The organism is Thermobifida fusca YX (genome assembly GCF_000012405.1).
In the GTDB taxonomy this organism is placed as follows: domain Bacteria; phylum Actinomycetota; class Actinomycetes; order Streptosporangiales; family Streptosporangiaceae; genus Thermobifida; species Thermobifida fusca.
Map to the genome: position 1 here is coordinate 681,699 of NC_007333.1, position 25,912 is coordinate 707,610.

Below are 25,912 nucleotides of genomic sequence, written 5' to 3' on the forward strand. Positions count from 1 at the left end.
CCCAATAAGGGTGCCTGTTCGCGGTCGCGCCTCATGCTACTAGCCAGTAACATTTGGTGGGGAGACAAGAACACCACACGCCGCGGCAGCGGTCGGTGCTAACACCGACCCGGCTCCGAATTCTGTTCGGCTGTTTGGCACTCTTGGGGAGAAACCACGGACGCGCCCGCGTCCCGACCGTTCACCAGAACGGTGCAGACAAGGGCAGGGAGGTCGACCACCGACATGAATATTGTCGTCTTGGTCAAGCAGGTCCCGGATACCGAGACCGAACGCAAGCTCGACCCTGCGGACAGCACGGTAGACCGTGCTGCCTCCGACGGTGTGATCAACGAGCTCGACGAGTACGCCATCGAGGAGGCGCTCCGGCTCAAGGAGAAGCACGGCGGCGAGGTCACCATCCTCACCGTCGGCCCGGAGCAGGCCACCGACTCGATCCGCAAGGCGCTCTCCATGGGAGCGGACAAGGCGGTCCACGTCTGCGACGACGCCCTGGCCGGCTCTGACGCGCTGCAGACCGCCTACGCGATCGCGCAGACCCTGGGCACCCTCGAATACGACCTGGTCATCCTGGGCTCGGAGTCCACCGACGCCCGAACCGGTGTGGTGGGTGCCGCCCTGGCCGAGTACCTCGGCCTGCCGCAGCTCACCCTCGCGAACAAGGTCGACGTCGACGGCACGTCGGTGAAGATCCAGCGTCAGACCGACGACGGCTACCAGGTGGTCGAGGCCACCCTTCCGGCCGTCATCTCGGTGGTCGAGAAGATCAACGAGCCGCGCTACCCGTCGTTCAAGCTGATCATGGCCGCCAAGAAGAAGCCGGTCACCAAGCTCAGCATTGCCGAGGCGGGGATCGACGCGGACAAGGTCGGCCTGGCCAACGCCACCACTCAGGTTGTCGACTTCGCACCGGCTCCGCCGCGCACCGCGGGCACTGTCGTCAAGGACGAAGGCAACGGCGGCGTCCTGATCGCCGACTTCTTGGCCAGCAAGAAGTTCGTGTAGCGGCGAGACGAGAGAGGGGAAGAGAACATGGCTGAGGTCCTCGTCCTCGTCGACCACGTCGACGGGCAGGTCAAGAAGGTCACTCTGGAGCTGCTGACCGCGGCTCGCCGGATCGGGGAGCCCGCGGCGGTGGTCGTGGGAGAGCCCACCGACGAGCTGAAGGCGAAGCTCGGCGAGTACGGCGCGGAGAAGATCTACACGGCTCCCGCTGAGCTCGACGACTACGTGGTGGCGCCCAAGGCCGAGCTGCTGGCCAAGCTCGCCAACGACAAGTCCGCTGCCGCCGTCCTGGTCTCGGCTACGCCGGAGAACAAGGAGATCGCCGGCCGCACCGCGGTCAAGCTGGGCTCCGGTGTCCTCACCGACGTGGTGGACATCAACTCCGAGCTGGTGGCTGAGCACTCCATCTTCGGTGGCTCCATCATCACCCACGCGAAGGTCACCAAGGGCGTTCCCGTGGTCGCCGTGCGGCCCAACGCCATCCCGGCCGAGCCGTCGGCTGGTGCCGCCGCGGTGGAAGCCGTCGAGATCGAGCTGTCCGACGCCGCCAAGGCCGCCCGGATCACCGACCGGGTCAAGCAAGAGAAGGGTGCCCGCCCCGAGCTCACCGAGGCCGCGATCGTAGTCTCCGGCGGCCGCGGTGTGGGTGAGGACTTCTCCGTGGTGGAGAACCTCGCGGACGCGCTCGGCGCCGCCGTAGGTGCCTCCCGGGCCGCGGTTGACGCCGGGTGGTACCCGCACGCCTTCCAGGTCGGCCAGACCGGTAAGACCGTCTCGCCCAACCTGTACATCGCTCTGGGCATCTCCGGCGCGATCCAGCACCGGGCTGGTATGCAGACCTCCAAGACGATCGTCGCGGTCAACAAGGACCCCGAGGCTCCGATCTTGGAGATCTCCGACTTCGCGGTCATCGGTGACCTGCACAAGGTCGCCCCGCAGTTGACCGAGGAGATCAACAAGCGCAAGTAAGCGCACCGCACTGATCGCGGTGGCCCCTACCGGAGTTCCGGTGGGGGCCACGCTGCTGGAGCGGGCAGTCGAGGCGGGTGAGGCACGCTTCCGTCCGCAGCACCGGGGAAGGCCGGGAAGCAGACCCCTGCGCCGGGTTGACCGCCCCGGACCTGTCCGGGCATCCCGGCCGTATCCTGAAAACGCCATGGTTTATCTCGATCACGCCGCCACGACCCCGGTACGTCCCGAGGTGCTCGCCGACCTCACGGACGCGTTCGGCCTCCTCGGCAACGCGTCCTCGCTGCACGAAGCCGGACGGCATGCCCGGCGAGTGGTGGAAGAAGCCCGGGAGACCCTTGCCGAAGCGATGGGCTGCACCCCGCACGAGGTCGTGTTCACCAGTGGCGGCACCGAGGCCAACAACCTCGCGCTCAAAGGCCTCTACTGGGCGCGGAACGCCCAAGATCCGACGCGGCAGCGCATCCTCGTCAGCGCGGTCGAACACCACGCGGTCCTCGACCCGGCGCGGTGGCTGGCCGACCACCAGGGGGCCGTCGTGGAAGAACTGCCCGTGGACTCCTACGGGCGGCTCCACCCGGACACCCTGCGGGAAGCGATCGAACGCGACCCCGCGAGCGTGGCACTGGTCTCCGTGATGTGGGCCAACAACGAGGTCGGCACCCTCCAGCCGATCCCGGAGCTCGCCGCGATCGCCGCCGAGCACGGCATCTGGTTCCACACTGACGCGGTCCAAGCCGTGGGCCTCGAAGACATCGACTTCGCGGCGAGCGGCGTGTCCGCGCTGACCCTCACCGGGCACAAGCTGGGCGGGCCTGTGGGGGTGGGGGCGCTACTGCTCGCCCGCGGCGTCGACCCGGTCCCGGTGCTCCACGGCGGCGGCCAGGAGCGCGACGTCCGCTCCGGGACCCTGGCCACCCCTCTGATCCGCGGGTTCGCTACCGCGGTGCGGCTCGCGGTAGCCGAGCGGGAAGAGCACGCAGCTCACCTGGCGGACCTGCGTGACGAGCTTGTCGCCGCGGTACGCGGAGTCGTGCCCGACATCCGGGTCAACGGGCATCCCACCGAGCGGCTCCCCGGCCACGCCAATATCGGTTTCCCCGGCTGCGAAGGGGACGCGCTGCTCATGCTGCTGGACGCCCAAGGCATCTACTGCTCTACCGGGTCAGCGTGTTCCGCTGGCGTCTCCCAGGCCAGCCACGTGCTCCTGGCGATGGGCGCCGACCCGGACACAGCGCGGGAATCGCTGCGCTTCTCCCTGGGCCGCGGCTCTACTTCAGCCGACATCAAAGCCCTCGCGGACGCGATCGGCCCGGCCGTGGCGCGCGCCCGGCAGGCGCGGGCCCGCCGCCGCGCCTAACCGCAGCGCGTCCTTCTCCTCGGCTGCTTCCGCGACTGGCGGGGCGCACGCGTCCGGCACGCGTGCACCCCGCCAGGGCGGGCATCAGCGCCCCAACTGCTTGCGGATGGGTTTGAGGAGCTGCTCGATAATGCGCCACTCAGGGTCCAGTTCACTGGTGACGGAGGCCTGGCCTTCCGACCACTCCCGGGCAGCCTTCTCGAACTCGGGGAAGATGCCCGACTCCGGGTCGAGGTAGAAGTGGAAGACCCGCTGACCGCCGAGAGTCTGCACCGCGAACAGGGCACCGTTGGCGCCGAGCATTTCCCGCAGCCGCAAGGCGTAGGACTCCAAGGCCGCCGCTGAGGAGCCCGTGGGCAGGCGGTCCTTGTCTGCCTCCGTGTAGGAGGCCACCACTTGGACGTACAAGGTGAGCGCGGGATAGTCGCGGCGGTGCAGGGGATGGCGTGCCGACAACTGCATGGCGCCCCGCAGCGGAATCCGCCCCTGCAAGGTGACCCATCCGCCTCCCCCGCTCATCCCGGAGAGCTGCCGGACCACGGCAGGCACCGACGTCGGGGGGAGCGGGTCGAGGGGTTTCTCCACGAGCGGCTTGACCGAGTCGACCCAGCGCACCATGTCGTCTTCGCCGACAGCCAGCAGCATCACATGCTCGGCGACCTCGCGCTGGGTCTCCTCCGGGAGGAACATGAAGTCAGGGTGGTAGACGCCCGCCTCGATCTTCCCGGTGGCGTGGTTCACCCGCATCGACACCGAGACGTGCGACAGGTCGAGCTCGTGGTCGTGCCACGTGATCGTGCGGGACAGCTGGGCGTGGTCGGCGGGACGGGCCGGGAAGAACGTCCACTCGGCGTCCTCCGGCGCGGCGCGGTACCAGCGTTCCGCGAGCACGCGGGCCTCGTCGTCGTCCCCGGCCCGCAAGGTTAGCGCATATGAGGCGCGTGCGGAGGCCGGTTCGGCGTCCAGGCTGGCCAAGAGCGCTTCCGGGCTGTCCAGGGACTCGAACGGGGAGGAGGCGAGGTTGGTGGGCGCGGGTTCAGGTGCGCGCGACACCTCCCAGGTGAGGGAGGGGTGGATACGCTGCACCCTCTCATCGAGCTGCTGGGCGACCTCGGCGGGAACCGGGGCCCCTTCGTCGATGGACGCGGCCAAAGCGCTGCGGAGCTCACCCCACCCGGACCAGAAGTCGTCGATGGCGACAGCGGACTCGTCGGAGCGGCGGCGACGGAACAGAGCCATACCCTGATTTTCGCAGAGTCTCGCGGTGTTCTCGCCGGGAACACCGCGCTGCCGCCCCTGGTTTCCTTTTCCGGTAAGAGGGGTGGGAAAGAACGTTTAGGCTGGAAGATGTTATGACTCTGCGAGTATTGGCCGCCATGTCGGGCGGCGTGGATTCCGCCGTGGCCGCCGCACGGGCCGTCGAGGCCGGGTACGACGTCACCGGCGTGCACCTGGCGTTGTCGTCCAACCCCCAGTCGTATCGGACGGGGGCACGTGGCTGCTGCACGATCGAGGACTCTCGGGACGCCCGCCGGGCTGCCGACGTGATCGGTATCCCGTTCTACATCTGGGACATGGCCGAAGAGTTCGACCGCGACGTGGTGCAGGACTTCGTCGCCGAGTACGCGGCCGGCCGCACCCCCAACCCCTGCCTGCGCTGCAACGAGAAGATCAAGTTCCAGGCGGTGTTGGAGCGGGCTCTGGCTCTCGGCTTCGACGCGGTGTGCACGGGGCACCACGTGCGTTTGGAGAACGGCCGGCTGCGGCGGAGTGTCGACGCGGTCAAGGACCAGTCGTACGTGCTGGCGGTGCTCACCCGCGAGCAGCTCGCCCACGCCATATTCCCGTTGGGTGACTGCACGAAGGAGGAGGTGCGGGCCGAGGCTGCGCGACGCGGGCTCACCGTGGCGGACAAGCCGGACAGCCACGACATCTGCTTTATCGCGGACGGGGACACGAGCGGTTTCCTGGAACGCCGGCTCGGCAGCAACCCGGGTCCCATCGTGGACGAGACCGGCCAGGTGGTCGGCGAGCACCGGGGAGCGCACGCGTTCACTGTCGGCCAGCGCCGCGGGCTCAACCTGAGCGGTGCCCCCCACCGCCGGTATGTCCTGTCGATCGAACCGGTGAGCAACACAGTGCGGGTGGGGCCGCGCGAGGCGCTCCAGGTGGACCGTATCGTCGGGGAGCGTCCCGTGTGGTCGGGGTGTGAGCCGCCGGAGGAGTGGACGCCGTTCCTCGTCCAGCTGCGGGCCCATGGCGAGGTGTACTCCTGCCGGGCACGGCAGTACGAGGGGCGGGTCGAGATCCTGCTGGACGAGCCAGCGCTCGGCGTGGCGAAGGGGCAGGCAGCGGTGTTGTACGACGGCGACGTAGTGATGGGCTCGTCGACGATCGCTGAAACCTCCCGGGTGGAGCAGGCGGCAGCGAACCACGCCGAATGAGCGGGGCGAAAGTCCTAAAAGTTCTTTTCGTCCGACTCTGTCGCTTTAAGTTAGGTAAGGCATAGCATAGTTCTCCCTGGGAGTGTTGGGAGGGCTTTGCATGCCGTACGAGTTCCTGGAGGGCCGTCCCTTCTGGGTGGTCTACCTCTCCCTGCTCGGCATCGTCTTCGCGAGGGCACAGGCCACCTATTGGCTCGGTCGCGGGCTCGGCGCCGGAGTGCACCGCTCCCGCCTCGGCCAGCGCATCGGACCCCGTCTGGAGCATGCCGAAAACCTCATCAACCGGTACGGCCCTCCCGCGGTCACCCTCTCCTTCCTCACCATAGGAATCCAGACCGCGGTCAACCTCACCTCCGGGGCGATGCGCATGCGCTTCGTCCGCTACCTGATCGCGATGTTCGTGGGCTGCCTGGCCTGGGCCGCGATCTACAGCCTCGGCGGAATGGCAGTCCTCGCTGCCTGGTGGGGACTGTTCCTCCACTCGCCGTGGGCGGCCACAGCGGCGGCAGCAGCCGTCATCGCCGCGGTAGTGGGCGTGAAAACCTGGCGGAAGCGGCGCAGCGCGGCGGCGTTAAAAGAAGCCCTAGCGGCTCCCGTGGCGGACCGGAAGCGCGCCACCAGTCCGACTCTGGCTGTGGACAGGGAAGCGGATGTGTAGAGCTTGCCGCCATGTCCTTAATGTCCCATAGATTTCTCTATGGGAAGAAAAGTTCCGCGAGTTGTGCCTCATTCGTAGGTAAAAGTTCTCAAAACCGGGAATACTGATTCCGTAGGTCAGTGACAAAGGCACGACCCGGTCCTACGGTGACACCCTGCCGTATGTGTCCGTGGGGCCGACTCCTCACACCGAGGCTTTCCGTAACGGTTTCCGCATCACTGGAAGGGGTCGCACCACCCATGCAGGGTTTGACCTACGGCGTCGACATCGTCCTGTGCATTGATGCCACCGGAAGCATGAGCCCCATCATCGACCGGGTAAAAGAAAGTGCCTTGCGCTTTCATGAAGACTTGCGCAAGGTTATGGCGGCTAAGAGCAAGAACATTGACTCCCTACGGGTCCGCGTCATCGCCTACCGCGACTACTACTGCGACGCTCCAGAAGAGGCGATGGTCACGTCAGAGTTCTTCTCTCTTCCCCAGCAGGCCGCGGAATTTTCCCGGTTTGTTAACGGCATCGAAGCTAGAGGTGGCGGAGACGAACCGGAGACCGGTTTGGAAGCTCTCGCGTTGGCGATGCGGTCAGACTGGGATACCAAGAGTCGCAAACGCCGCCAGATCATTGTGGTCTGGACCGATGCGAGCGTCCACCCGCTTGAGAAGAACGCCGGAGACAAACCGGATGGCTATCCCCAGGATATCCCGGAGGACTTCGATGAACTGACCGACATGTGGGAAGGACAGGAGTACATGGATGCCAGCGCCAAGCGGCTCATCCTCTACGCCCCCGATGCTCTGGGATGGACTGAAATCGCTAATCACTGGGAAAACGTCATTCACTTCCCTTCTCAAGGCGGTAATGGGCTGGAAGAAGTGGACTACTCAACGATCCTCGACACCATTGCCAACAGCATCTGAGGTACGACCTGCACCAATGAAGACACCCCGGCTCTACTTGTCGTTTCAGATCGACAAAGAAGGGTCGGCCGAGGATGCGCCGCCGCTATGCGAGACTGTCGGAGAAATATCGTGCCTTGGTGTTTTCGATGGTCTCGGGGGTTCGGGTGCGGCGAGCTATCAGACACCCAACGGCAGGGTCAGTGGGGCTTACCTGGCGTCGCGGAAGGTCCGACAGGTCGTCCGGGACTGGATGCGACAGAACTGCACGACAGGTCTTCCAGCCGAGGGCAAGACTGTTGATCTCGAACAATACATCAAGAAAGAGCTGAGCGATTACGCTCACTCATTGTCCTCCTCTGGCGGTCGACTGCGTAGTTCCATGCTGCGTACGCTGCCCACCACGCTGGCGGTGCTCGCTGTGTCCGTGCGGGAAGAACCGCCGCTGCCAGATGGGACCCCCTCCAACTTAAAGCTCTCCTGCCGGTACTACTGGGCGGGTGACTCCCGGTGTTATCTGCTGACTCCAGAAAATGGGGTTCAGCAGTTGACGCGCGATAACCTCAAGGGCTCCCCGGACGCCCTGGAGAACCTCTCTACAGACGCACCCGTATCAAACTGCATCAGTGCCAATAAGCCTTTCCAAATTTTCAGCTCCGTGGTCAACGGGGTTGCCCCTGCGGTGTTCTTCACCGCGACCGATGGCTGTTTCGGCTACCTACCCAGCCCTCTCTTCTTCGAAGAAATGCTTCTGGAGACCATGGCTCAGGCCGCCACGGAGCAAGAGTGGGAAAGCCTGCTGCGAGACAGGGTGAAGCAGGTGACAGGCGATGATGCCACTTTTGCTGCGGTCTGCGTGGGGTTCGATGGATTCCTGCACATGCGGGAGAGATTCGCTTATCGACGGAAATTTATCGCGGACCTCGTCGCTCCGCTGCGCGCCTACCAGAACCGCTGCGAACAGCTGCGGAAAGAATTGGAAAAAGCAGAACAGGACTATGCTGCAAAACTCCACAGCTCATGGAGTTTCTACAAGACGGGATATGAGAGGATCCTTCCTCATCTTCCAGGGGGCGGGGCGTGAGCGAATTTATCGGGAAATACCGTATTATTACTGATTTCACCACGTCTGGTGGGGGGCAGTGCCGCTGGGCGTTCGCTGTTCATGGCGGAAAAGAGTATTTCATCAAGGAATTTCTCTCCCCTACCTATCCGCTGCCTGACTCGCCCGGTTCTAAAGCAACGAAAGAGCGTAAGCTCCGTAAATGTGAACAGTTTGAAAAACACCACCGAGAAATTACTAAGACCCTGAAGAGGCTCTCCAAGCCGGGGGGGAACCTGGTGATCACCCAGGACTTCTTCCGGCATGGCGCCAAGTATTACAAGGTGACGGAGAAGATCGACACCAGTGCGCTTAGCCTAGAAGAGATCGCCGCAGAGCCGATGGAGCGCCGTCTCCTGATGCTGATCACCGTCACCCACTCCCTGAAGATCCTGCACCAGGCGGGACTGGTTCACGGGGATATCAAACCTGAGAATATCCTCATCAAGGGCACAGTCAAAAACTACCACACCGCTAAACTCATCGACTTCGACAACGCCTTTTTTTCTGGAAAACCGGTACCCCCGGACGATATGGTGGGTGATCTCAACTATTACTCTCCCGAAACATTCGGTTACCTCAACGGAACAGTTATGGGAGAGCAGCTCACCACAGCCTCTGACATCTTTGCGCTCGGCCTTGTCGCCGTCCAGTTCCTCACCGGATCACTGGTGTCTTTCATTCCAGTGGAAGGAGCAGGACGTTATCCAGGAGAGTTGTGTGCGGCAGGAGCGTCCTACACCACTGGCTTGGAAGAAATATTCCCTCAAGCAGATTCCTTTGTCCGTAAAATGCTCTCGGCGGAACCAAGTAAAAGGCCGACTGTAGACCAAGTTTTCGATCATGTTAAAGAGCTGCGTTCGGAGGTGAAAAAGAGAGAAGACTTCATAACTACAACGATTGTCCCGAGGGCCTCGAGTGCGAAAAAATCTCGCTTGAAAGGCACTCTTCTCAAGAAGAGTGCCTCAACTTCTCGGGAAGCGGAACCTACCCCACGGAATGAGAAAAGAAGTCGACTGCGTGGCACACTTCTCGAGAAACGGGATTCGCCGCCAGCATGAGCACACTCTGCCCAGTCTGTGAAACGGTTAATGAACCGGGAGCTCAGCGCTGCATAGTCTGTGACGAATCGATAGAGCCGGTAGTGCAGAGGAGTGCAGAGCCTCCCTCTTCCGTGTTCGAGTTCTCCAAGAATACAGGGAAGGCGGTCGATTACGAGCCTCAGATTCGAGAGCGTGCCGCTCAGATCCTGGTCGGGATCAAAACGATTGCAACATTCTTGCGACAGACGTTGCAATTTCTTTATAAATTCTGGATGTGGATTTCTGTTTTATTTCTTATATTGTATGTGATTGCCTTTTTTATTGAGTTGCTGGGCATAGTGGCCAGTTTCCTCTTCTAGTGAGGCAGGACTCGGTGAGCAATCCTGCGGCTGAACTGCGACGGCGGGCAGCGCTTGACCCCAAAGACACGAAGCGAGTCGTCTACTCTGATGCCTCGTGAATGAGGAGCAGCGCCATCCCTGGCAACCGGAGGCCTACACCGGTATCGGATCCTGGCCCGGCACCGATCCGGGCGAAGCCATACGCACCATCCTCGGAGAGCTTCCCCACCTGCCGCACCTCCCGGAACTCCCGGGACGCGGCCCGGGAGCCGACATGATCGGCCGCACCGGGGCCCTGCTGGTGGAACTGCCGATCGAGGTGCAGCCCTCAGGGTGGCGGGTCACCCAGCGGGCAGGCCGCGACCTGACACGGGCCCGCAGCTTCCTCTCCTGGGACCTCGACGCCCTCGAAGAGCACACCTCCGGCTATACGGGTCCGCTGAAAATCCAGGCGACCGGGCCGTGGACCATGGCGGCCTCGGTAGAGCTCCGCAACGGCGAGAAGATGATCGCCGACCTCGGAGCAGTCGCGGACCTGTGCGAATCCTTCCGCGAAGGACTGCTCGCCCACCTTGCCGAAGTGCGCAAACGGGTCCCTGAAGCGACAATCCTGGTCCAGGTCGACGAACCGTCGCTGCCCGCCGTGCTCACCGGCTCAGTACCCACCGCGAGCGGATACGGGCGGCTGCGCGCCGTGGACCGAGTCCTCGTGGAAGAGCGGCTGCGCGCCCTGTTCTCCGCGATCGACACCGCCGGAGGGTATCCCCTCGTGCACTGCTGCGCCCCCCGAGTCCCCGTCGACCTGCTGCGCCGGTGCGGGGCCCGCGCCCTCAGCCTCGACGCCACCCGGCTCACCCGCGAATCCGATGAGGCCATCGGCACGGCAGTGGAGTCCGGGGTGGGACTCCTCCTCGGCGTAGTACCCGCGGTCGACAGCCGGATGTCACCCCCGGTCGATACGGTCGAACCAGTACGTGAACTGTGGCACCGCATCGGTTTCGACCCCGAACACGCGACCCGTGACGTGGTCATCACCCCCGTGTGCGGGCTTGCCGGAGCATCCCCCCGGCATGCCCGAGCCGCACTCGACCTGTGCCGCGAGGCCGCTCGGGTGCTGCGTGAGGAACCACGGCCCCGGCAGTGAACGAAAGGACGCGTGCGTGAGCGCACCAGACCCGACCTTCTCTGACGACGTCCCCGCTGACGTGCGGGAAAGGCACGCCCGGCTGAGCCAGGATCTCGACGACTACAGCTACCGCTACTACCTCGGCTCGCCGATCATCTCCGATGCCGAGTACGACCAGTTGATGGCGGAGCTGCGGGACCTGGAAGCCCAGTACCCGTCCCTGGTGACCCCTGATTCGCCCACCCAGAAGGTGGGCGCGCCCATCAGCAACGAGTTCGCTCCCGTAGAGCACCTGGAGCGGATGCAGAGCCTCGACAACGCGTTCAGCGACGCGCAGTTGGAGGCGTGGGCGCACCGGGTCAGCGCGGAAGTCCCGGTTGACGCGTTCCTGTGCGAGCTCAAAATCGACGGTCTCGCCGTGGCCTTGGTGTATGAGAAGGGGCGCCTGGTGCGTGCCGCCACCCGGGGAGACGGCCGGATCGGGGAGGACATCACCCTCAACATCCGCACCATCGACACGGTGCCGCTCCGCCTGGACGAGTCCCGCTATCCCGCGCCCGAACTGCTTGAGGTGCGCGGTGAAGTGTTCCTGCCGGTCAAGGCATTCGAACAGCTCAACTCCCGGCTCGCTGACGAAGGCAAGCCCCCGTTCGCCAACCCCCGCAACGCCGCGGCCGGGTCCCTGCGGCAGAAGGACCCGCGGGTCACCGCGTCCCGGCCGTTGAGCATGCTGGTGCACGGGATCGGCGCGCACCGCGGGGTGACCATCACCCACCAGTCGCAGTCCTACGAGCTGCTGGCCGCATGGGGACTGCCGGTCAGCGACCGGATCCGGGTGGTCTCCACCCTGGACGAGGTGCGCGAATATATCGCCTACTACGCGGAGCACCGCCACGACCCCGAATACGAGATCGACGGGGTCGTCGTCAAAGTCGACGATGTCTCCCTGCAGCGCCGCCTCGGCTCCACCAGCCGGGCCCCGCGGTGGGCGATCGCCTACAAGTACCCGCCCGAGGAAGTGACCACCAAGCTGCTCGACATCAAAACCAGTGTGGGCCGCACCGGGCGGGTGACCCCCTATGCGGTGCTGGAGCCGGTGAAGGTCGCCGGATCCGAAGTCGAGTTCGCCACCCTGCACAACGCCCAGGAAGTGGCCCGCAAAGGCGTGCTGATCGGCGACACCGTGGTGGTCCGCAAAGCCGGGGACATCATCCCGGAGGTCGTGGGCCCGGTGGTGGAGAAGCGCACCGGCACCGAGCGGCCGTTCGTGATGCCCACCGAGTGCCCCGAGTGCGGCAGCCCGCTCGGCCAGCAGAAGGAAGGCGACGTCGACCTGCGCTGCCCCAACACCCGCTACTGCAAAGGGCAGTTGCGGGAGCGGCTCGCGTTCATCGCCGGACGCAAAGCCCTCGACATTGAAGCCCTGGGCTACGTGGCGGCCACCGCCCTCACCCAGCCGTTGGAGCCGGCCGAACCGCCGCTGCGGGACGAAGGCGACCTGTTCAGCCTGACGGTTGAGCAGTTGCTGCCGATCCGCACGCTTGTCCTCGACCCGGACACCGCCGAGCCGAAGATCGACCCGAAGACCGGCAAACCCAAGGTGGTGAGCTTCTTCGCTAACCAGAAGGGCGAGCCGAAGAAGATCGTCGAGAAGCTGTTCCAGCAGCTGGAGGAAGCGAAGAAGCGTCCGCTGTGGCGCGTGCTGGTCGCCCTGTCCATCCGGCATGTGGGCCCGCGCGCTGCCGAGGACCTTGCCCGCCACTTCCGCTCCTTGGATGCTATTGCTCAGGCCAGTGAGGAGGAGCTGGAGGCAGTCGAGGGGATCGGTCCGACCATTGCCCGGTCCATCGTCGACTGGTTCTCCGTGGACTGGCACCGTGAGATCGTGGAGAAGTGGCGGGCCGCAGGGGTCCGCATGGAGGAGGAGGGCGCCGACGATGGTCCCCGCCTGCTGGACGGCATTACCACGGTGATCACCGGCACACTGGAGAAGTACAGCCGGGACGGAGCGAAGGAGGCGGTGCAGAAGCTCGGTGGCAGGGTCACCGGGTCGGTGTCCAGGAAGACTGACTTCGTCGTGGTCGGAGCAAACCCCGGTTCGAAGTACGACAAAGCTGTGAAGCTGGGGGTGCCGATCCTTGACGAGGCAGGGTTCGAGGTGTTGCTCACTCAAGGTCCGGAAGCGGCCAGGGCAGCCCGTCTCTCCGAGGATGAATCCGTCCTGAGCTGAGCATTCCCGGCCAAAAAGTCGGTCTGATCACCACCAGGACCTGATGTCAGTCTGCTAGGGGAGTAATACGATACGCGATCGAAAGGTCACCGCTGCGGTGTCGTTTGAAGCGGAAAGGGACACCCGCCACAACCATCGGTTTACTGAAAGTCTGCAATCAGCGACACTTGGTGACGAAACGGCGTAAGCTGACCAGCAGCGGTCCAAGCCGTTCGCGACCGTTTTCCGGGTCCGGACATGTCCGGAAAACCGTCGTGTCAGAACCCGTGCGGGGCGCGAAGGGCGGAGGGGAATTCGGCCGTCCGCGCGTTCCACGAACCATCCCGAGGACGTCATGAAAGATCCCACCAGCACCCGGGATGTCGGCCCCCGGGTCGGGACGCCGCTGTGGCTGTACTTCGCCAGTACCACGGTGGCCGGTTGCGTTCTCCTCGTCGTGTCCCTGATCTGGCTGAGGGCTGACCGACTCCAGGTGTTCGCTACCGAGCCGCTCGTGTGGGTCCTGCTGTGCATGGTGATCATCGGAGAGTTGCGTCCTATCGCCGCGCAGCGGCCCACGGGCGGGAACGCCCCTACGTCCCTGCCGTTCTCCTTCGCCCTCGTCATCTACCACGGCCTGCCGATCGCCGGGCTGGTCCAGGCCGTGGGCTCCCTCCTGGCAGGGGTCACGCGCGGACAGGAGCCGCACCGCATCGCGTTCAACATCGCCCAGTACACGCTGAGCTTCGGGGTCGCGGACGCTGTCATCCAACTGGCCTACCCCCGCACCCCCCTCGTGCCGTGGGTGCCGCAGGGGTCGGGGCTGGTGATGGTCGTCCTGGCCGCGGGCGCCTATTTCGTCACCAACCTGCTGCTGGTCGAGTGCGCGGTCGCCATGCACGAGCGCATCCCGCTGCACCGGGTGCTGATGAAGGACCTCGGCTACCGCCTCTTCGTCGCCGGGGTCCTCCTCAGCTTGGCGCCGCTCGTCGTCATCGCCATGGCGCACTCGATCTGGCTGGTGCCGCTGTTCTTCTTCCCGCTTGCCGCGCTGTACAGCAGCGCCTCCCTGTCGGTGAAGCGCGAATACCAGGCCAACCACGACGAACTCACCGGCCTGGCCAACCGCAAGCTGCTGATTCTGCGCACCCAGGAGGCGCTCAGCGAAGCCCAGGAGCGCCGGCAGTGCGTCGGACTCCTCCTGCTGGACCTCGACCGTTTCAAAGAAGTCAACGACACCCTGGGCCACCCCACCGGCGACCGGCTGCTGCAGACCGTCGCCTACCGCCTCACCCACAGCGTGCGCCCCGGAGACCTGGTGGCCCGGCTCGGCGGGGACGAGTTCGCGGTGCTGCTGCCCCAGGTGCGGGACGCGGCTTCGGCCCGCGAAGTCGCGGCGCGGCTGCGGGTCGCTTTGGCGGAACCCCTGCGCCTGGACGGGATGGACTTCGACCTGGAAGCCAGCATCGGCATCGCGCTCTACCCCGACCACGCCCCCGACTTCGAACTGCTGATGCAGCGCGCCGACGTGGCCATGTACGTGGCCAAGGAACAGCGCACCGGGGTGGAGCTGTACGCTCCGCACAAGGACCGGAACTCCGCGGCCCGGTTGAGCCTGTTCGGGGAACTGCGCCGCGCCCTCATCGAAAACGAGCTGGAGATGTTCTACCAGCCGATCGTCGCGCTGGCCGATGAGCGCGTGGTCGCGCTGGAAGCCTTGGTGCGCTGGCGGCACCGCCGGAGGGGGATCCTCCCGCCGGAGGAGTTCGTCCCCATGGTGGAACAGTCCTATCTGATGCGGAGCTTCACCCACGAGGTCATCGAGCAGACGTGCGCGCAGGCTGCCCGCTGGTGGAGCGAGGGCATCACCCTGCCCGTGGCGATCAACCTGTCTGCCCGGGAGCTGCTGGACCCGACCCTGCCGGAGAGCATCGAATCCGGGCTGCGGCGGTACCGGCTCCAGCCGAAGGCCCTGCGGCTGGAGATCAGCGAACGCGCCCTGGTCTCGGACGCGGAAGCGATCATTCCCGCCATCATGTCCCTTGCGGAGCTGGGAGTCACGGTCGCGTTGGACGACTTCGGCACCGGCTATTTCACCTTGGCCCGCCTCAACGGCCTGCCCGTCGGGGAAGTCAAGGTGGACGGGTCGTTCGTCCGCCACGTGATCGATGATTCCGACAGCAAGGTGGTCGTAGAAGCCGCTGTGGACCTGATGAACACGCTGGGACTGCGGGCTATCGCCGAAGGGGTGGAGAATGCGGAGCAGGTCGAAGCGGTCCGCGCCCTCGGCTGCTATGCGGCCCAGGGCCGGTACTTCACCCCGCCGCTGGATGCGGGTGCGGTCACCGGATGGCTGCTGGAGCATGGTGACTTGGCGATCTCGCCGTCGGCGAGCAGCACCGGGACATCCTGGCCGCACAGCGGAATGAGACCACCGACCACCCCGCAGCAGCCATAGGATTGACCTGTCCGAATCTGCCGAAGGAACGGTTTGCAATCCATGTCCGCCATCACCCGTGATGAGGTCGCGCACCTCGCCCGGTTGGCGCGGCTGGCGCTGCCCGAGGACGAGCTCGACCAGCTCGCTGCCCAGCTTGATGTGATCATTTCCGCTGTGGCCAAGGTGCAGGAGGTCGCCAAGGGCGACATCCCACCGACCTCGCACGCTCTGCCGTTGACCAACGTCTACCGTCCTGACGAGGTCAAGCCCGGCCTCACCCCCGACCAGGCGCTGGCGGAGGCTCCAGCGGTGGAGGACGGCCGGTTCCGGGTCCCGCAGATCCTGGGGGAGGAAGGATGACCGAGCTGCTCAAGCTGAGCGCTGCTGAACTCGGCGCGGCCATCGCTTCAGGGGAGACCTCCGCGGTCGAAGCCACCCAGGCCTACTTGGACCGGATCGCGGAAGTCGACGGCCAGATCCACGCGTTCCTCCACGTCGCCGCCGACAAAGCGCTGGAACAGGCCCGCGCGGTGGACGCCCGGCGCGCCGCAGGGGAGAAACTCGGCCCGCTGGCCGGGGTGCCCGTGGCGCACAAGGACGTGTTCACCACCAAGGACATGCCTACCACCGCGGCGTCGAAGATCCTCGAGGGCTGGCAGTCGCCCTACGACGCCACGGTCACGGAACGTCTCCGGGACGCCGGGCTCGTCATTCTCGGCAAGACCAACCTGGACGAGTTCGCCATGGGGTCCTCGACGGAGAACTCCGCCTACGGTCCCACCCGCAACCCGTGGGACACCGACCGGGTGCCCGGCGGGTCGTCCGGAGGCTCCTCTGCCGCAGTAGCCGCTTTCGAAGCCCCGCTGGCGACCGGAACCGACACCGGCGGCTCCATCCGGCAGCCCGCGGCTGTGTGCGGCCTCGTCGGCGCCAAACCCACCTATGGCACGTCGTCGCGCTACGGTCTGATCGCTTTCGCGTCCTCGCTCGACACGCCCGGGCCGATCGCCCGCAATGTCCTGGACGCGGCTCTGCTGCACGAGGCGTTCTCCGGGCACGACCCGCGCGACTCTACGTCGGTGAACGAGCCGGTGCCCCCGGTGGTGGAAGCGGCCCGACGCGCCGACGTTTCCGGAATGCGCATCGGCGTGGTCAAGGAGCTGTCCGGCGAGGGCTACCAGCCGGGTGTGATGCAGCGTTTCACCGAGGCTGTGGAGCTCTTCGAGTCGCTGGGCGCCAAGATCGTCGAAGTGTCCTGCCCGAGCTTCACCGCCGCGCTCGCGGCGTACTACCTCATCGCGCCCAGCGAGTGCTCGTCCAACCTGGCCCGCTTCGACGCCATGCGCTACGGCCTGCGGGTCGGCGACGACGGGACGCGGAGCGCCGACGAGGTGATGGCGCTGACCCGCGCCCAAGGGTTCGGTCCCGAGGTGAAGCGCCGCATCATCCTGGGCACCTACGCGCTGTCGAGCGGCTACTACGACGCCTACTACGGGTCGGCGCAGAAGGTGCGCACACTCATCAAACGGGACTTTGAAGCCGCGTTCCAGCAGGCTGACGTGCTGGTTTCGCCGACGACGCCGACTACGGCGTTCCGGCTGGGCGAGCGCATCGACGATCCGATGGCGATGTACCTGGCCGACCTGTGCACGATCCCGACGAACCTGGCGGGGAACGCTGCGCTGTCGGTGCCGTGCGGGCTCGCTCCGGAAGACAACATGCCGGTGGGCCTGCACATCATGGCGCCGACGCTGGCCGACGACCGCGCCTACCAGGCGGGTGCGGCCGTGGAGGCGGCCCTGCGGGACAAGTGGGGCGGCGACCTGCTGTCGCAGTGCGCCTACGCGGTCTAAACACGTCCTGAAGCCGCTGCAGCGCCTCCGGGAGCCTCCCGGAGGCGCTGTGTGTTGTGTGCGGGGCACGGCACCCCGCACACAGGAGGAAGGCCCCCGCCGCGGCTGCGGCAGGGGCCTTCGCGTCAGGTAGCGTCTCTCAGCAGAGTGGAGACGGATCAGGCGTCGTCAGCGTTGCTCTTGCGCTTGCGGGCCAGGTACATTGCGGCACCGCCACCGCCGACGGCGACGACCGCAGCGGCGATCAGACCGCCGAGCGCAGCACCGGTCACGGGCAGGCCGGGCTTGTCGTCAGCCGGAGGAGTGGGCTTCGGCGACTCCGTGGCAGGCGGGGTCTCGTCGTCGCCCGGGGTCGGGGTCTCGTCGTCACCCGGGGTCTCGTCATCGCCCGGGGTCTCGTCGTCACCCGGGGTCTCGTCATCGCCCGGGGTCTCGTCGTCCGAGGGGGCGGGAGCGGTCCAGGTGACCTTGACCTCAGCGCTGGCGGTGGTCTCGGCCTTGTCTGCGGTGATCAGGGTCTGGGTGGGCGGGTCGCCCTGCAGGCCCTTGAACAGGCGGCCGATCTCCACGGTCGCGGAGACGGAAGCGCTGACGGTGGCCTCGCCGTCCGCAGTGCCTTCCGGCACCAGCACGCTGAACTTGTCCTCGTTGCCGACCTCGGTGACCGGGTTGCCCTCGAGGTCAACGGTCTGGACGCCCTCCGGGCCGTTCAGGGTCAGCGGCACCGAGCTGGCGGTGGTGGAGACCGTGAACTCACCGATAAGGCCGCCGGACTCACCCGAAGCCTCGTTGGGGCTGATGGTCAGCGAGGCCGGAGCCTGCTGGATCTCGGTGGCGTTCTCGATGAGGTAGTTGTAGAGCTTCCAGACCTTCTTCGGGGTGCCCTTCTCCTTCAGGTTGACACCGTTGCTGAAGTGCCAGATCGCGGCCTGGGTGGCGGAGAGGGCGTCCTTGGCGGTGAGGTCCTTGATCCCGGTCCGCTCGCTGAGCTGGTCCGCGGAGAGCTCGGGGTAGGAGTTCTGGAGGATCCAGAGGACCTTGCCCGGCTGGGAGTTGGCGAACTCGCCCTCACCGGGGTATTCGCTCCAGTCCCCCTCCTCGTACTTCGCCTTGGACCGGATGGGGGTCTCGAAGTCGATGCAGTAGGCGGGGATCTTGGTGCCGTCGCTGAGGGTCAGCTGGAAGAGGACGGTGCCGACCGAACCGCGGTCGAACGACAGGGTGTGACCGCTCGCGACGTTGCCCGTGTACTGGGCGTCGGCACCACCGGAGTAGTGGTCAGCGAACGCGGGTGCGGCCGACATGCCGAAGGCGAGGAACGCGGCGGTCGCCGTACCGGCGACAGTGACCAGCGCGCGCCGCACACCGCGGGGTGTACGGGAGGAAGAGTCTGTGGTCAACAAGTCGTATCCCAGAGTTGTTGAGGGGGTGGACAGGCGATCCGACCGTGCGGGACGCCGCGTGCGGCCAGGGGTCGCACGGGGACCGCGTTTGAGGAAAGCAACTCGATCGTTGGTGCTTCGATGCGGGTGCCCGGTCGCAGCAGAGAGTGGACGTGTGGCGTCAGGCCGCTCACCAGACCACCGGCACCAAAGCCGCGGGGCGGTGGGTATCACCGCACGGCAGATAATAGCCGTCTTTATCCGATCTTTCTACGGTAGGAGAAAACCCCGGAAGTGCTTTTGGTTCTTGAGGTATCAACCATGAGGTGATATATGCACACAACCTTCCGCGGGTTTTTCTTTTCCCGCGGCGACCTGCGGTAATAGGAGTAATGAACCGGACATCTCCGGCGTGGGTCATCAATTTTTATGATGCCGGATAGTCTCCAGGGGAAGAGGACGCGCAGAACAGGTGTCCGGATTACCTAAAGTTGATGATTTTTCTGGGGAAAGCGGAAAGCTCTGGTCGGTCTCGGTCACCTCACTGTGTGTGCCGTCTCACGTGCGGGAAACGTCAGCGCCGCCTACGCCAGGTCACCAGGATCAGTACTGCGCCGAGGCCCAGCAGTGCCAGCGCGCCGGCCAGGACAGCACCCAGCCAGGTGCCGGTGAGGGGCAGGTCCGCTTCGATGCGCTTGTCCTCGGCGACGATCGGCGCGGCAGGCTCAGCAGGCGGCGTAGGGGCAGGCGCTGAGGCGGACTGCTCGGGGGCGGGGGCATCCGAGGGCGATCCGGAAGGAGACGCGGAGGCGGCGGAATCAGGCGCGTTCCAGCTCACGCGCGCCGCGACAGTCAGGGCAATGGTCGCCGTATCAGCGACGACCAAAGGCTGGGTCTGCACCCCGTCCTTACCCGTGTAGACCAGGCCGGGCAGGATTTCTGCCTGGTCGGTGCGCGCATACACGGTGGCCGTGCCCTCCTCGACGTCTGCGGGGAGCGCGAGGAGGATTTCATCGCCGTCACGGGCTTCAAAGACCGGGGAGCCGTCGGCGTCGACCAGCGCGGCTTCTCCAATCCCGTTCACGGTCAGCCGTACCGGTGCGTCACCCGTGGTGTGCACGGTCAGCGGGCCCAGCGAGGACGACGTCTCCCCGACGACCTCGGTCGGGACGAGCCCTAGCGGGGCGTCGGGTTCGGCTACGGGAGTCGCATGGTCCAGCAGGTACCGGTAGAGCGCGTGCACGTGTGCGGCACCGGAGTCCCCGAAACCAGGCGGACGCAACTGGATGCCGTTGCTGAAGTGCCAGATCGCCGCCTGGGTGCCCGCGATCGCCTGTTCGGCGCTCAGCCCGTCGATGCCGCTGTGCTCCGCCACTTCCTCCAACGGCAGCACAGGGTAGGAGTTGCGCACGATCCAGACGATCTTGCCGGCGTGGGCGGCCCCCGGAAGCTGCGGCCACTCCGCCATGGTGTAGGCAGCCGTGTAGTCGACGTTGCGGCTGACGTCCACGCAGTAGGCGGCCACCGTCGTGTCGTCGTCCACTCGGAGTTCGAACAGCGTGGTGGTGGCGGATTCCCCGTTGGTGAAGTGGACGTTCTCGCCAGGGGTCCCGTTGCGGTCGACACGTGCAATAGACGTGGACTCCGCGGCCGCGGGAAGCGAAGGCCCCCAGCAGGCGAGGAGGATGGCTGCGGTGGCGGCGCACAGTCCGGATCGCACGCGGGACAGCAGACTCGGCACGATGTCTTCCAGGCGAAAACAGCGGGTGGCGGGGAAGTGGCTCCCGGCGCGAGCTCAGGGCTGGCTGGCGCGGGGTCGGAACGGTCGAAGGAAAGCCTAACCTCTGGGGCGGGACCCGCTGGCGGTCCCGGCGAAACCGCTGAACAATCGTACGCTTCCCGTAATATCCCAGAAGCCTTCGCCGATGCGGCCCTAAAAAGTCATCCCTGTGTTCGGCCCTCGGTAGGCTCGGAAGGTGCCCGTCGGTGCGCTGCCCGGACGGCGGGCCACGAGGTGCTCAACGACAAGTGACCTGTTCGGTGGGGCAGCACCGGACGGGAACGGTTCGAAACGAAAAACAACGGAAGCGGGTTGTGCGGCGATGGGTAGCGCGGTGACGAGTGACCACTCCGCCAAGGGCGGTGCTACGGCGCTGATGCCCTACGACGAGGTACTGCGCGGGTACGAGCCGGTACTGGGATTGGAGACCCACGTCGAGCTGGGTACCCGCTCGAAGATGTTCTGCTCCTGCGCCACTACTTTCGGCGCCGAACCGAACACCCAGGTGTGCCCGGTGTGCCTGGCGCTGCCGGGTGCGCTGCCGGTGGTCAACAGCGCGGCAGTGGAGAGCGCGATCCGGCTCGGTCTTGCGCTGAACTGCTCTATCGCCGAGTGGTGCCGGTTTGCCCGGAAGAACTACTTCTATCCGGACATGCCGAAGAACTACCAGATCTCGCAGTACGACGAGCCGCTCTGCTACGACGGGTACCTCGACGTCACGGTGGACACCCCGGAAGGGCCGCGCGAGTTCCGGATCGGTATCGAGCGCGTCCACATGGAGGAGGACACCGGTAAGACGTCGCACGTGGGCGGGGCTGACGGCCGGATCCACGGCGCCGAGTACTCCACCGTCGACTACAACCGCGCGGGGATTCCGCTGCTGGAGATCGTCACCAAGCCGATCGAGGACGCCGGGGAGTGGGCTCCCCAGGTGGCCCGCGCCTATGTACGGGAGCTGCGTGACCTGATCCGCGCCCTGGGGATCTCCGACGTGCGCATGGAGGAGGGTTCGCTCCGCTGCGACGTCAACGTTTCGCTGAAGCCGCGCGGGAGCACGGAGTGGGGCACCCGGACTGAGACGAAGAACGTCAACTCGCTGCGTTCGATCGAGCGGGCGGTCCGCCACGAGATCGAACGGCAGGGCGGGGTCCTGTCCGCGGGCGGCCGCGTCGTGCAGGAGACCCGGCACTTCCAGGAGAGCACGGGAACCACTGTGGCGGGGCGCAGCAAGGAGGAGGCGCAGGACTACCGCTACTTCCCCGACCCTGACCTGGTGCCGGTCGCGCCCGACCGCGAATGGGTGGAGCAGCTCCGCGCCACCCTGCCGGAACTGCCTTCCGCGAAGCGGCGCCGGCTCAAGGCCGAATGGAACCTGACCGACAAGGAGCTGCAGGACCTCGTCAATGCGAACGCGGTCGACCTGGTCGAGCAGACTGTTGCCGCGGGCGCTCCCCCGGCTGAGGCGCGCAAGTGGTGGTTGAACGACCTGTCGCGGCGGGCCACGGAGACCGGTGTGGAGCTGAGCGAGCTGCCGATCACCCCGGCCCAGGTCGCCCGGGTCGTGGAGCTGGTTGCCGAGGGGTCGCTCACCAACAAGCTGGCCCGGCAGGTGGTCGACGGGGTGCTCGCAGGAGAAGGCGAGCCGGACGAGGTGGTGGAAGCCCGCGGGCTGCGGGTGGTCAGCGACGACGCTGCCCTGGGCGCGATCGTCGACCAGGCGATCGCGAACAACGCGGACGCCGCCGAGAAGGTCCGCAACGGCAAGATCGCCGCGGTGGGCGCCCTGGTCGGTGCGGTCATGCGGGAGACCAAGGGCCAGGCGGACGCGGGACGGGCACGGCAGCTCATCCTGGAGCGGCTGGGGGTCTCGGGCTGACGGAGGAGTGCTACGGCACGGGCCTCCACCGGGGATGACAGACATGTTGATCACCAAGAGTGATCAACATGTCACATATTCTCGCTATGCTCTCAACCTCCCCGTGACCTTGGTTGACTAGCGTGAGACAACCTGAAGAAGCCGTGAGAAGACCTCGCACCCCTATCGGGAGCGTGGTCTGCCTGGCCCCGCGGCCTTCGGGTGCGCAAGGTCGGGAGAGAGCGACGCAAGCCCGGCAGACCACCTGGACGTAGGTCCTGTCAGTGCACCGGGGCGCATCCCGGGACGTGAGCCCGAAGGACTCCACTGCCGTCAACGGAGGGGTGCCCATGGCTGCGGTCAACACCACCAGGAAAAGCCTCCGCAGAAGCGGAAGCGCCCTTCAGGGAGCCCTCCAGGCGAGGAGGGCGCCATGAAGGGCGGGACACGGGTATGGCTGAGCGCGATCCTGGGCTTGTTCATGAGCTACGTGTTGGGCACCCTCGTCCGTGTCGGTGAGGTGCCCTTGACTGTATGGGCGGGGACGTGGCCCACAGCGGTGGCGGCCGCAGGAGCGGCAGCTGCACTGCTCTACGCTGCCCGCGCCCGGATGCGCGTCGAGGGTGCGGACGGCGACGTCCCGGACAGTGCCGGGGCGCTGCGGCTGTTCGGGTTCGCTGCCCTGGCCTGGTGTGCGGGGTCAATCACTTACGGGGTCACCGGCCTCCTCAACGCGGGCGCGTTCTCACTGACCTTCGGCGACCTGTTCTCCCTGGTGGCGCTGCCCCTGTTCACGGTGGGCTTCCTGCGGTTCGCGCCGCTGCCGCGACGCCCCCGGGCCCTGGTCCGGCATGTCACAGACAGCTACGTGTGCGCCGCCGCGGTGTTCAGCACCGTGTGGCTGGTGCTCTTCCAACCGCTCTACCAGGAGCTGGGCGGCAATGCGGGGGCCATGGCGTTCGCGCTGGTCTATCCGGTCACGGACATCGCCGTGGTGTGCCTGCTGGCGCCCCTGGTCCTCACCTCACCGCACAGCACCCGGCGCGCGGTGCTGCTCGCGATGGGCGCGTTCGTCACCATCTGCGCTGCCGACCTCATCGGGGCGGTGGGCCGACTGTCCGGGGAGGCGGTCGCGGGAGGAATCGAGTACCCGGTGCGGCTGCTGGGCTTCCTGCTGCTGGGCGCGATCCCGGCAGTGGTGAAGCGGAAGCCGGGAACGGCGCCCCGGCGGATCACCGGACGCGGCCTCTACCGGGTCGCCCCGGAGATCGCCGCGGTCACCGCGTTGAGCACGGCGGCCGTGGTCATCACCATTGCCGGGCTGCGCGCGGAAGGCATCGCCCCGGTGCTCCCGCTCACCGCGGGATCCGCGGTCCTCGTCCTCCTGGTGCGCATGGTCGGCTTGATGGACGAGACCACCGTCTTGGCGCGAATCGTGCAGACCCGGGAGCGACACCTGCACGATCTGGCGGAGCACAGCGGCGACATCATCGTGATCCTGGAAGAGGACTGCCGGATCTGCTACATGAGCCCGGGGGCGGGCGCCATGTTCGGGTACCGCGACGGCGATCCGCTGCTCGCGGAGCCGGTCACGTCGCTCGTCCACCCCGAGGACCTGCCCGACTTGGCCGCTGCCGCCGCCGAGCTGCGGAACGGGGCGGAGAGCGCGCGGGTGCGCGCCCGGGTGCGTGCCGCCGACGGCACCTGGCGGCACACCACGTCCACCGTCTCGGTATACGAACGCCCCGGTGAGCCGGTCCGGTTCCTGTTGACCACGCGCGACATCAGCGCCCAGGTGGAGCTGCAGAAGCAGGTCGACCACCTGACTTTCCACGACGGGGTGACCGGGCTGCCGAACCGCGCCTACCTCGAAGAGCGGGTCCGGGAGGTGCTGAGCGGGCACGCTGAAGCGGAGGGCGGCCGGGAACAGCCGGAGGTCGCCGTCATTTTCCTGGACCTGGACGGGTTCACCGCGGTCAACGACTCTGCGGGGCACGCGTTCGGCGACTACCTGCTCGCCCAGGTCGGACACCGGCTGCGCGCAGTTTTGGACACGGGTGACACGCTGGCCCGGTGGGGCAGCGACGAGTTCGTGGCGCTGGTGGAGGACCGTCCGCGGGCCGACAGCGTGGTCGACTTGGCCGAGCGGATGATCCAGGTGATCGAGGGCGAGCCTTTCCCGGTGGCGGACCGCGACGTGATCGTGACCGCCAGCGTGGGGGTCGCGTTCGCGGAGCCGGGGATCGACGGGGCGGAGCTGCTGCGCAACGCGGACATGGCGATGGCGCGGGCCAAGGAGCACGGCGGCGGCCGCGTCGAGGTGTACGCGGCGCACATGCACGCCCAGGTGGTGGAGCGGCTCGAACTGCAGACCGAGCTGCGGCAGGCGCTCGCGGAGCACGCGTTTGTCCTGGAGTACCAGCCGGTCGTCAGCTTGGAGACTTCCCAGGTGACCGCGGTGGAGGCGCTCGTGCGGTGGCGGCGGGCGGACGGGTCGCTCGTGCCCCCGGAGGAGTTCCTCGGCCCTGCTGAGGAGTCGGGGCTCATCGTCCCGCTGGGCGAGTGGATCCTGCGGGAGGCCTGCCAGAAGGTCGCGGTGTGGCGCGCCACGACAGGGTTGGACATCGGCTTGTCAGTGAACGTGTCGGCCCGGCAGGTGCTCTCCGCGGGGTTCGTGCAGAGCGTGGAGGAAGTGCTCGCGGAGAGCGGGCTCAACGCGGAAGCGCTGACCGTGGAGGTCGACGAGGAGGTCCTGCTGGAGAACCCGGTGGTCGCGGCGGAGCACCTCACCAAGCTGCGCGAGCTGGGGGTCCGGCTGGCCGTGGACGACTTCGGGATGGGCCACGCGTCCCTGTCCCATTTGCGGCGGCTGCGCGTGGACGAGATCAAGATCGACCCGTCGTTCGTCCGAGACTTGGACGCCGATGAGACGGTGACCCTGTTGACGCGGACTCTCATCCGCCTGGGCCAGGACCTGGGGGTGCAGGTGGTCGCTGAGGGGATCGAACACCCGTGGCAGTTGCGGCGGCTGCGGGAGATGGGGTGCGCCTACGGCCAGGGGTTCCTGGTGGGACGGCCGATGGACGCTGCCGGGGTGGAAGCCTTGGTGGGCGGCGAAACGAACGCCGCCGCGCTGTGAGATTCCCGGCACAGTCCGTCCACGGCGGCCGGAGAATGCCGGCGCTTACCCCAAGAAAGTCCAGGTCAGACGGGTGTGGGGGAGAGGGTGCCCATCAGGCGCCCCCGGTTCGAATAGCGGAGTGTGTATCTCACATTGTGAGACGAATGGGCGTTCTGTTTGACGTGACACCCTCAGCTCGGTCATTGTTGTTGACGTGCAGAGCAACTTTCTGATTCTCGTACTTGGTCAGCGCGCAGCCCGCTGACCGAGTCGACGCTGCGCGCTCCCCTCAACCGCTACGCGGTGGGGGTTTTTTTGTTGCCAGTCA

At 66.3% G+C, this 25,912-nt stretch carries 18 protein-coding genes; 15 read left to right on the top strand and 3 right to left on the bottom strand.

From position 1 onward, the window contains the following. Positions 1-225 precede the first annotated feature (225 nt). From TFU_RS02960 to TFU_RS02970, 3 genes are all read left to right on the top strand, one after another. Positions 226-1,005, top strand: coding sequence for an electron transfer flavoprotein subunit beta/FixA family protein (locus tag TFU_RS02960; RefSeq protein ID WP_011291040.1), 780 nt, complete (start codon positions 226-228; stop codon positions 1,003-1,005). Positions 1,006-1,032: 27 nt separating this feature from the next. Beyond that, the gene (locus TFU_RS02965; protein ID WP_011291041.1) at positions 1,033-1,974 is read left to right on the top strand and encodes an electron transfer flavoprotein subunit alpha/FixB family protein; all 942 of its coding nucleotides are present in this window, start codon (positions 1,033-1,035) and stop codon (positions 1,972-1,974) included. Positions 1,975-2,161: 187 nt separating this feature from the next. Beyond that, positions 2,162-3,334 carry a cysteine desulfurase family protein gene (locus TFU_RS02970; RefSeq protein ID WP_011291042.1) on the top strand — a complete coding sequence of 391 codons (1,173 nt, stop codon included), beginning with the start codon at positions 2,162-2,164 and terminating at the stop codon, positions 3,332-3,334. An 84-nt stretch (positions 3,335-3,418) separates the two neighbouring features. Here TFU_RS02970 and TFU_RS02975 read toward each other — a convergent pair whose 3' ends face one another. Next, entirely contained in the window at positions 3,419-4,573 is a 1,155-nt protein-coding gene (locus TFU_RS02975) for a DUF695 domain-containing protein (RefSeq protein ID WP_011291043.1), read from the bottom strand. A gap of 113 nt (positions 4,574-4,686) precedes the next feature. On the opposite strand from TFU_RS02975, the gene mnmA reads away from it, so the two are divergent. From mnmA to gatA, 10 genes are all read left to right on the top strand, one after another. Then, positions 4,687-5,778 carry a tRNA 2-thiouridine(34) synthase MnmA gene (gene mnmA, locus TFU_RS02980; RefSeq protein ID WP_011291044.1) on the top strand — a complete coding sequence of 364 codons (1,092 nt, stop codon included), beginning with the start codon at positions 4,687-4,689 and terminating at the stop codon, positions 5,776-5,778. Between the two features lie 100 nt (positions 5,779-5,878). Next, a complete protein-coding gene (locus TFU_RS02985; RefSeq protein ID WP_011291045.1) occupies positions 5,879-6,436 on the top strand; it encodes a DedA family protein in 558 nt (185 codons plus the stop codon). A 239-nt stretch (positions 6,437-6,675) separates the two neighbouring features. Continuing rightward, entirely contained in the window at positions 6,676-7,353 is a 678-nt protein-coding gene (locus TFU_RS02990; RefSeq protein WP_041427670.1) for a vWA domain-containing protein, read from the top strand. Positions 7,354-7,369: 16 nt separating this feature from the next. Next, entirely contained in the window at positions 7,370-8,416 is a 1,047-nt protein-coding gene (locus tag TFU_RS16015) for a hypothetical protein (RefSeq protein WP_011291047.1), read from the top strand. Further along, a complete protein-coding gene (locus TFU_RS15705) occupies positions 8,413-9,495 on the top strand; it encodes a serine/threonine protein kinase (protein WP_011291048.1) in 1,083 nt (360 codons plus the stop codon). Before TFU_RS16015 ends, TFU_RS15705 begins: the two co-directional genes overlap by 4 nt. A gap of 438 nt (positions 9,496-9,933) precedes the next feature. After that, entirely contained in the window at positions 9,934-10,962 is a 1,029-nt protein-coding gene (locus TFU_RS03005; RefSeq protein WP_011291049.1) for a methionine synthase, read from the top strand. Positions 10,963-10,978: 16 nt separating this feature from the next. Continuing rightward, the gene (ligA, locus tag TFU_RS03010) at positions 10,979-13,174 is read left to right on the top strand and encodes an NAD-dependent DNA ligase LigA (protein WP_011291050.1); all 2,196 of its coding nucleotides are present in this window, start codon (positions 10,979-10,981) and stop codon (positions 13,172-13,174) included. Between the two features lie 334 nt (positions 13,175-13,508). After that, the gene (locus TFU_RS03015; RefSeq protein WP_011291051.1) at positions 13,509-15,611 is read left to right on the top strand and encodes a putative bifunctional diguanylate cyclase/phosphodiesterase; all 2,103 of its coding nucleotides are present in this window, start codon (positions 13,509-13,511) and stop codon (positions 15,609-15,611) included. Between the two features lie 42 nt (positions 15,612-15,653). Further along, the gene (gene gatC, locus TFU_RS03020; RefSeq protein ID WP_011291052.1) at positions 15,654-15,953 is read left to right on the top strand and encodes an Asp-tRNA(Asn)/Glu-tRNA(Gln) amidotransferase subunit GatC; all 300 of its coding nucleotides are present in this window, start codon (positions 15,654-15,656) and stop codon (positions 15,951-15,953) included. Next, positions 15,950-17,446 carry an Asp-tRNA(Asn)/Glu-tRNA(Gln) amidotransferase subunit GatA gene (gatA, locus tag TFU_RS03025; protein ID WP_011291053.1) on the top strand — a complete coding sequence of 499 codons (1,497 nt, stop codon included), beginning with the start codon at positions 15,950-15,952 and terminating at the stop codon, positions 17,444-17,446. The genes gatC and gatA overlap by 4 nt, the downstream gene beginning before the upstream one ends. Before the next feature lie 158 nt (positions 17,447-17,604). Here the strand turns inward: gatA and TFU_RS03030 are convergent, their stop codons facing one another. Next, positions 17,605-18,849: a thioester domain-containing protein gene (locus tag TFU_RS03030; protein ID WP_011291054.1), complete on the bottom strand. Its 1,245-nt coding sequence runs from the start codon at positions 18,847-18,849 to the stop codon at positions 17,605-17,607. Positions 18,850-19,402: 553 nt separating this feature from the next. Then, a complete protein-coding gene (locus tag TFU_RS03035) occupies positions 19,403-20,569 on the bottom strand; it encodes a thioester domain-containing protein (RefSeq protein ID WP_011291055.1) in 1,167 nt (388 codons plus the stop codon). A 361-nt stretch (positions 20,570-20,930) separates the two neighbouring features. Here TFU_RS03035 and gatB point away from each other — a divergent pair, with 361 nt between their 5' ends. Both gatB and TFU_RS03045 read left to right on the top strand, forming a co-directional pair. Beyond that, complete coding sequence (gene gatB, locus TFU_RS03040; protein WP_011291056.1) at positions 20,931-22,484, top strand: Asp-tRNA(Asn)/Glu-tRNA(Gln) amidotransferase subunit GatB; 1,554 nt, start codon at positions 20,931-20,933, stop codon at positions 22,482-22,484. Between the two features lie 412 nt (positions 22,485-22,896). Then, positions 22,897-25,602: a putative bifunctional diguanylate cyclase/phosphodiesterase gene (locus TFU_RS03045; protein WP_011291057.1), complete on the top strand. Its 2,706-nt coding sequence runs from the start codon at positions 22,897-22,899 to the stop codon at positions 25,600-25,602. Positions 25,603-25,912: the final 310 nt, after the last annotated feature.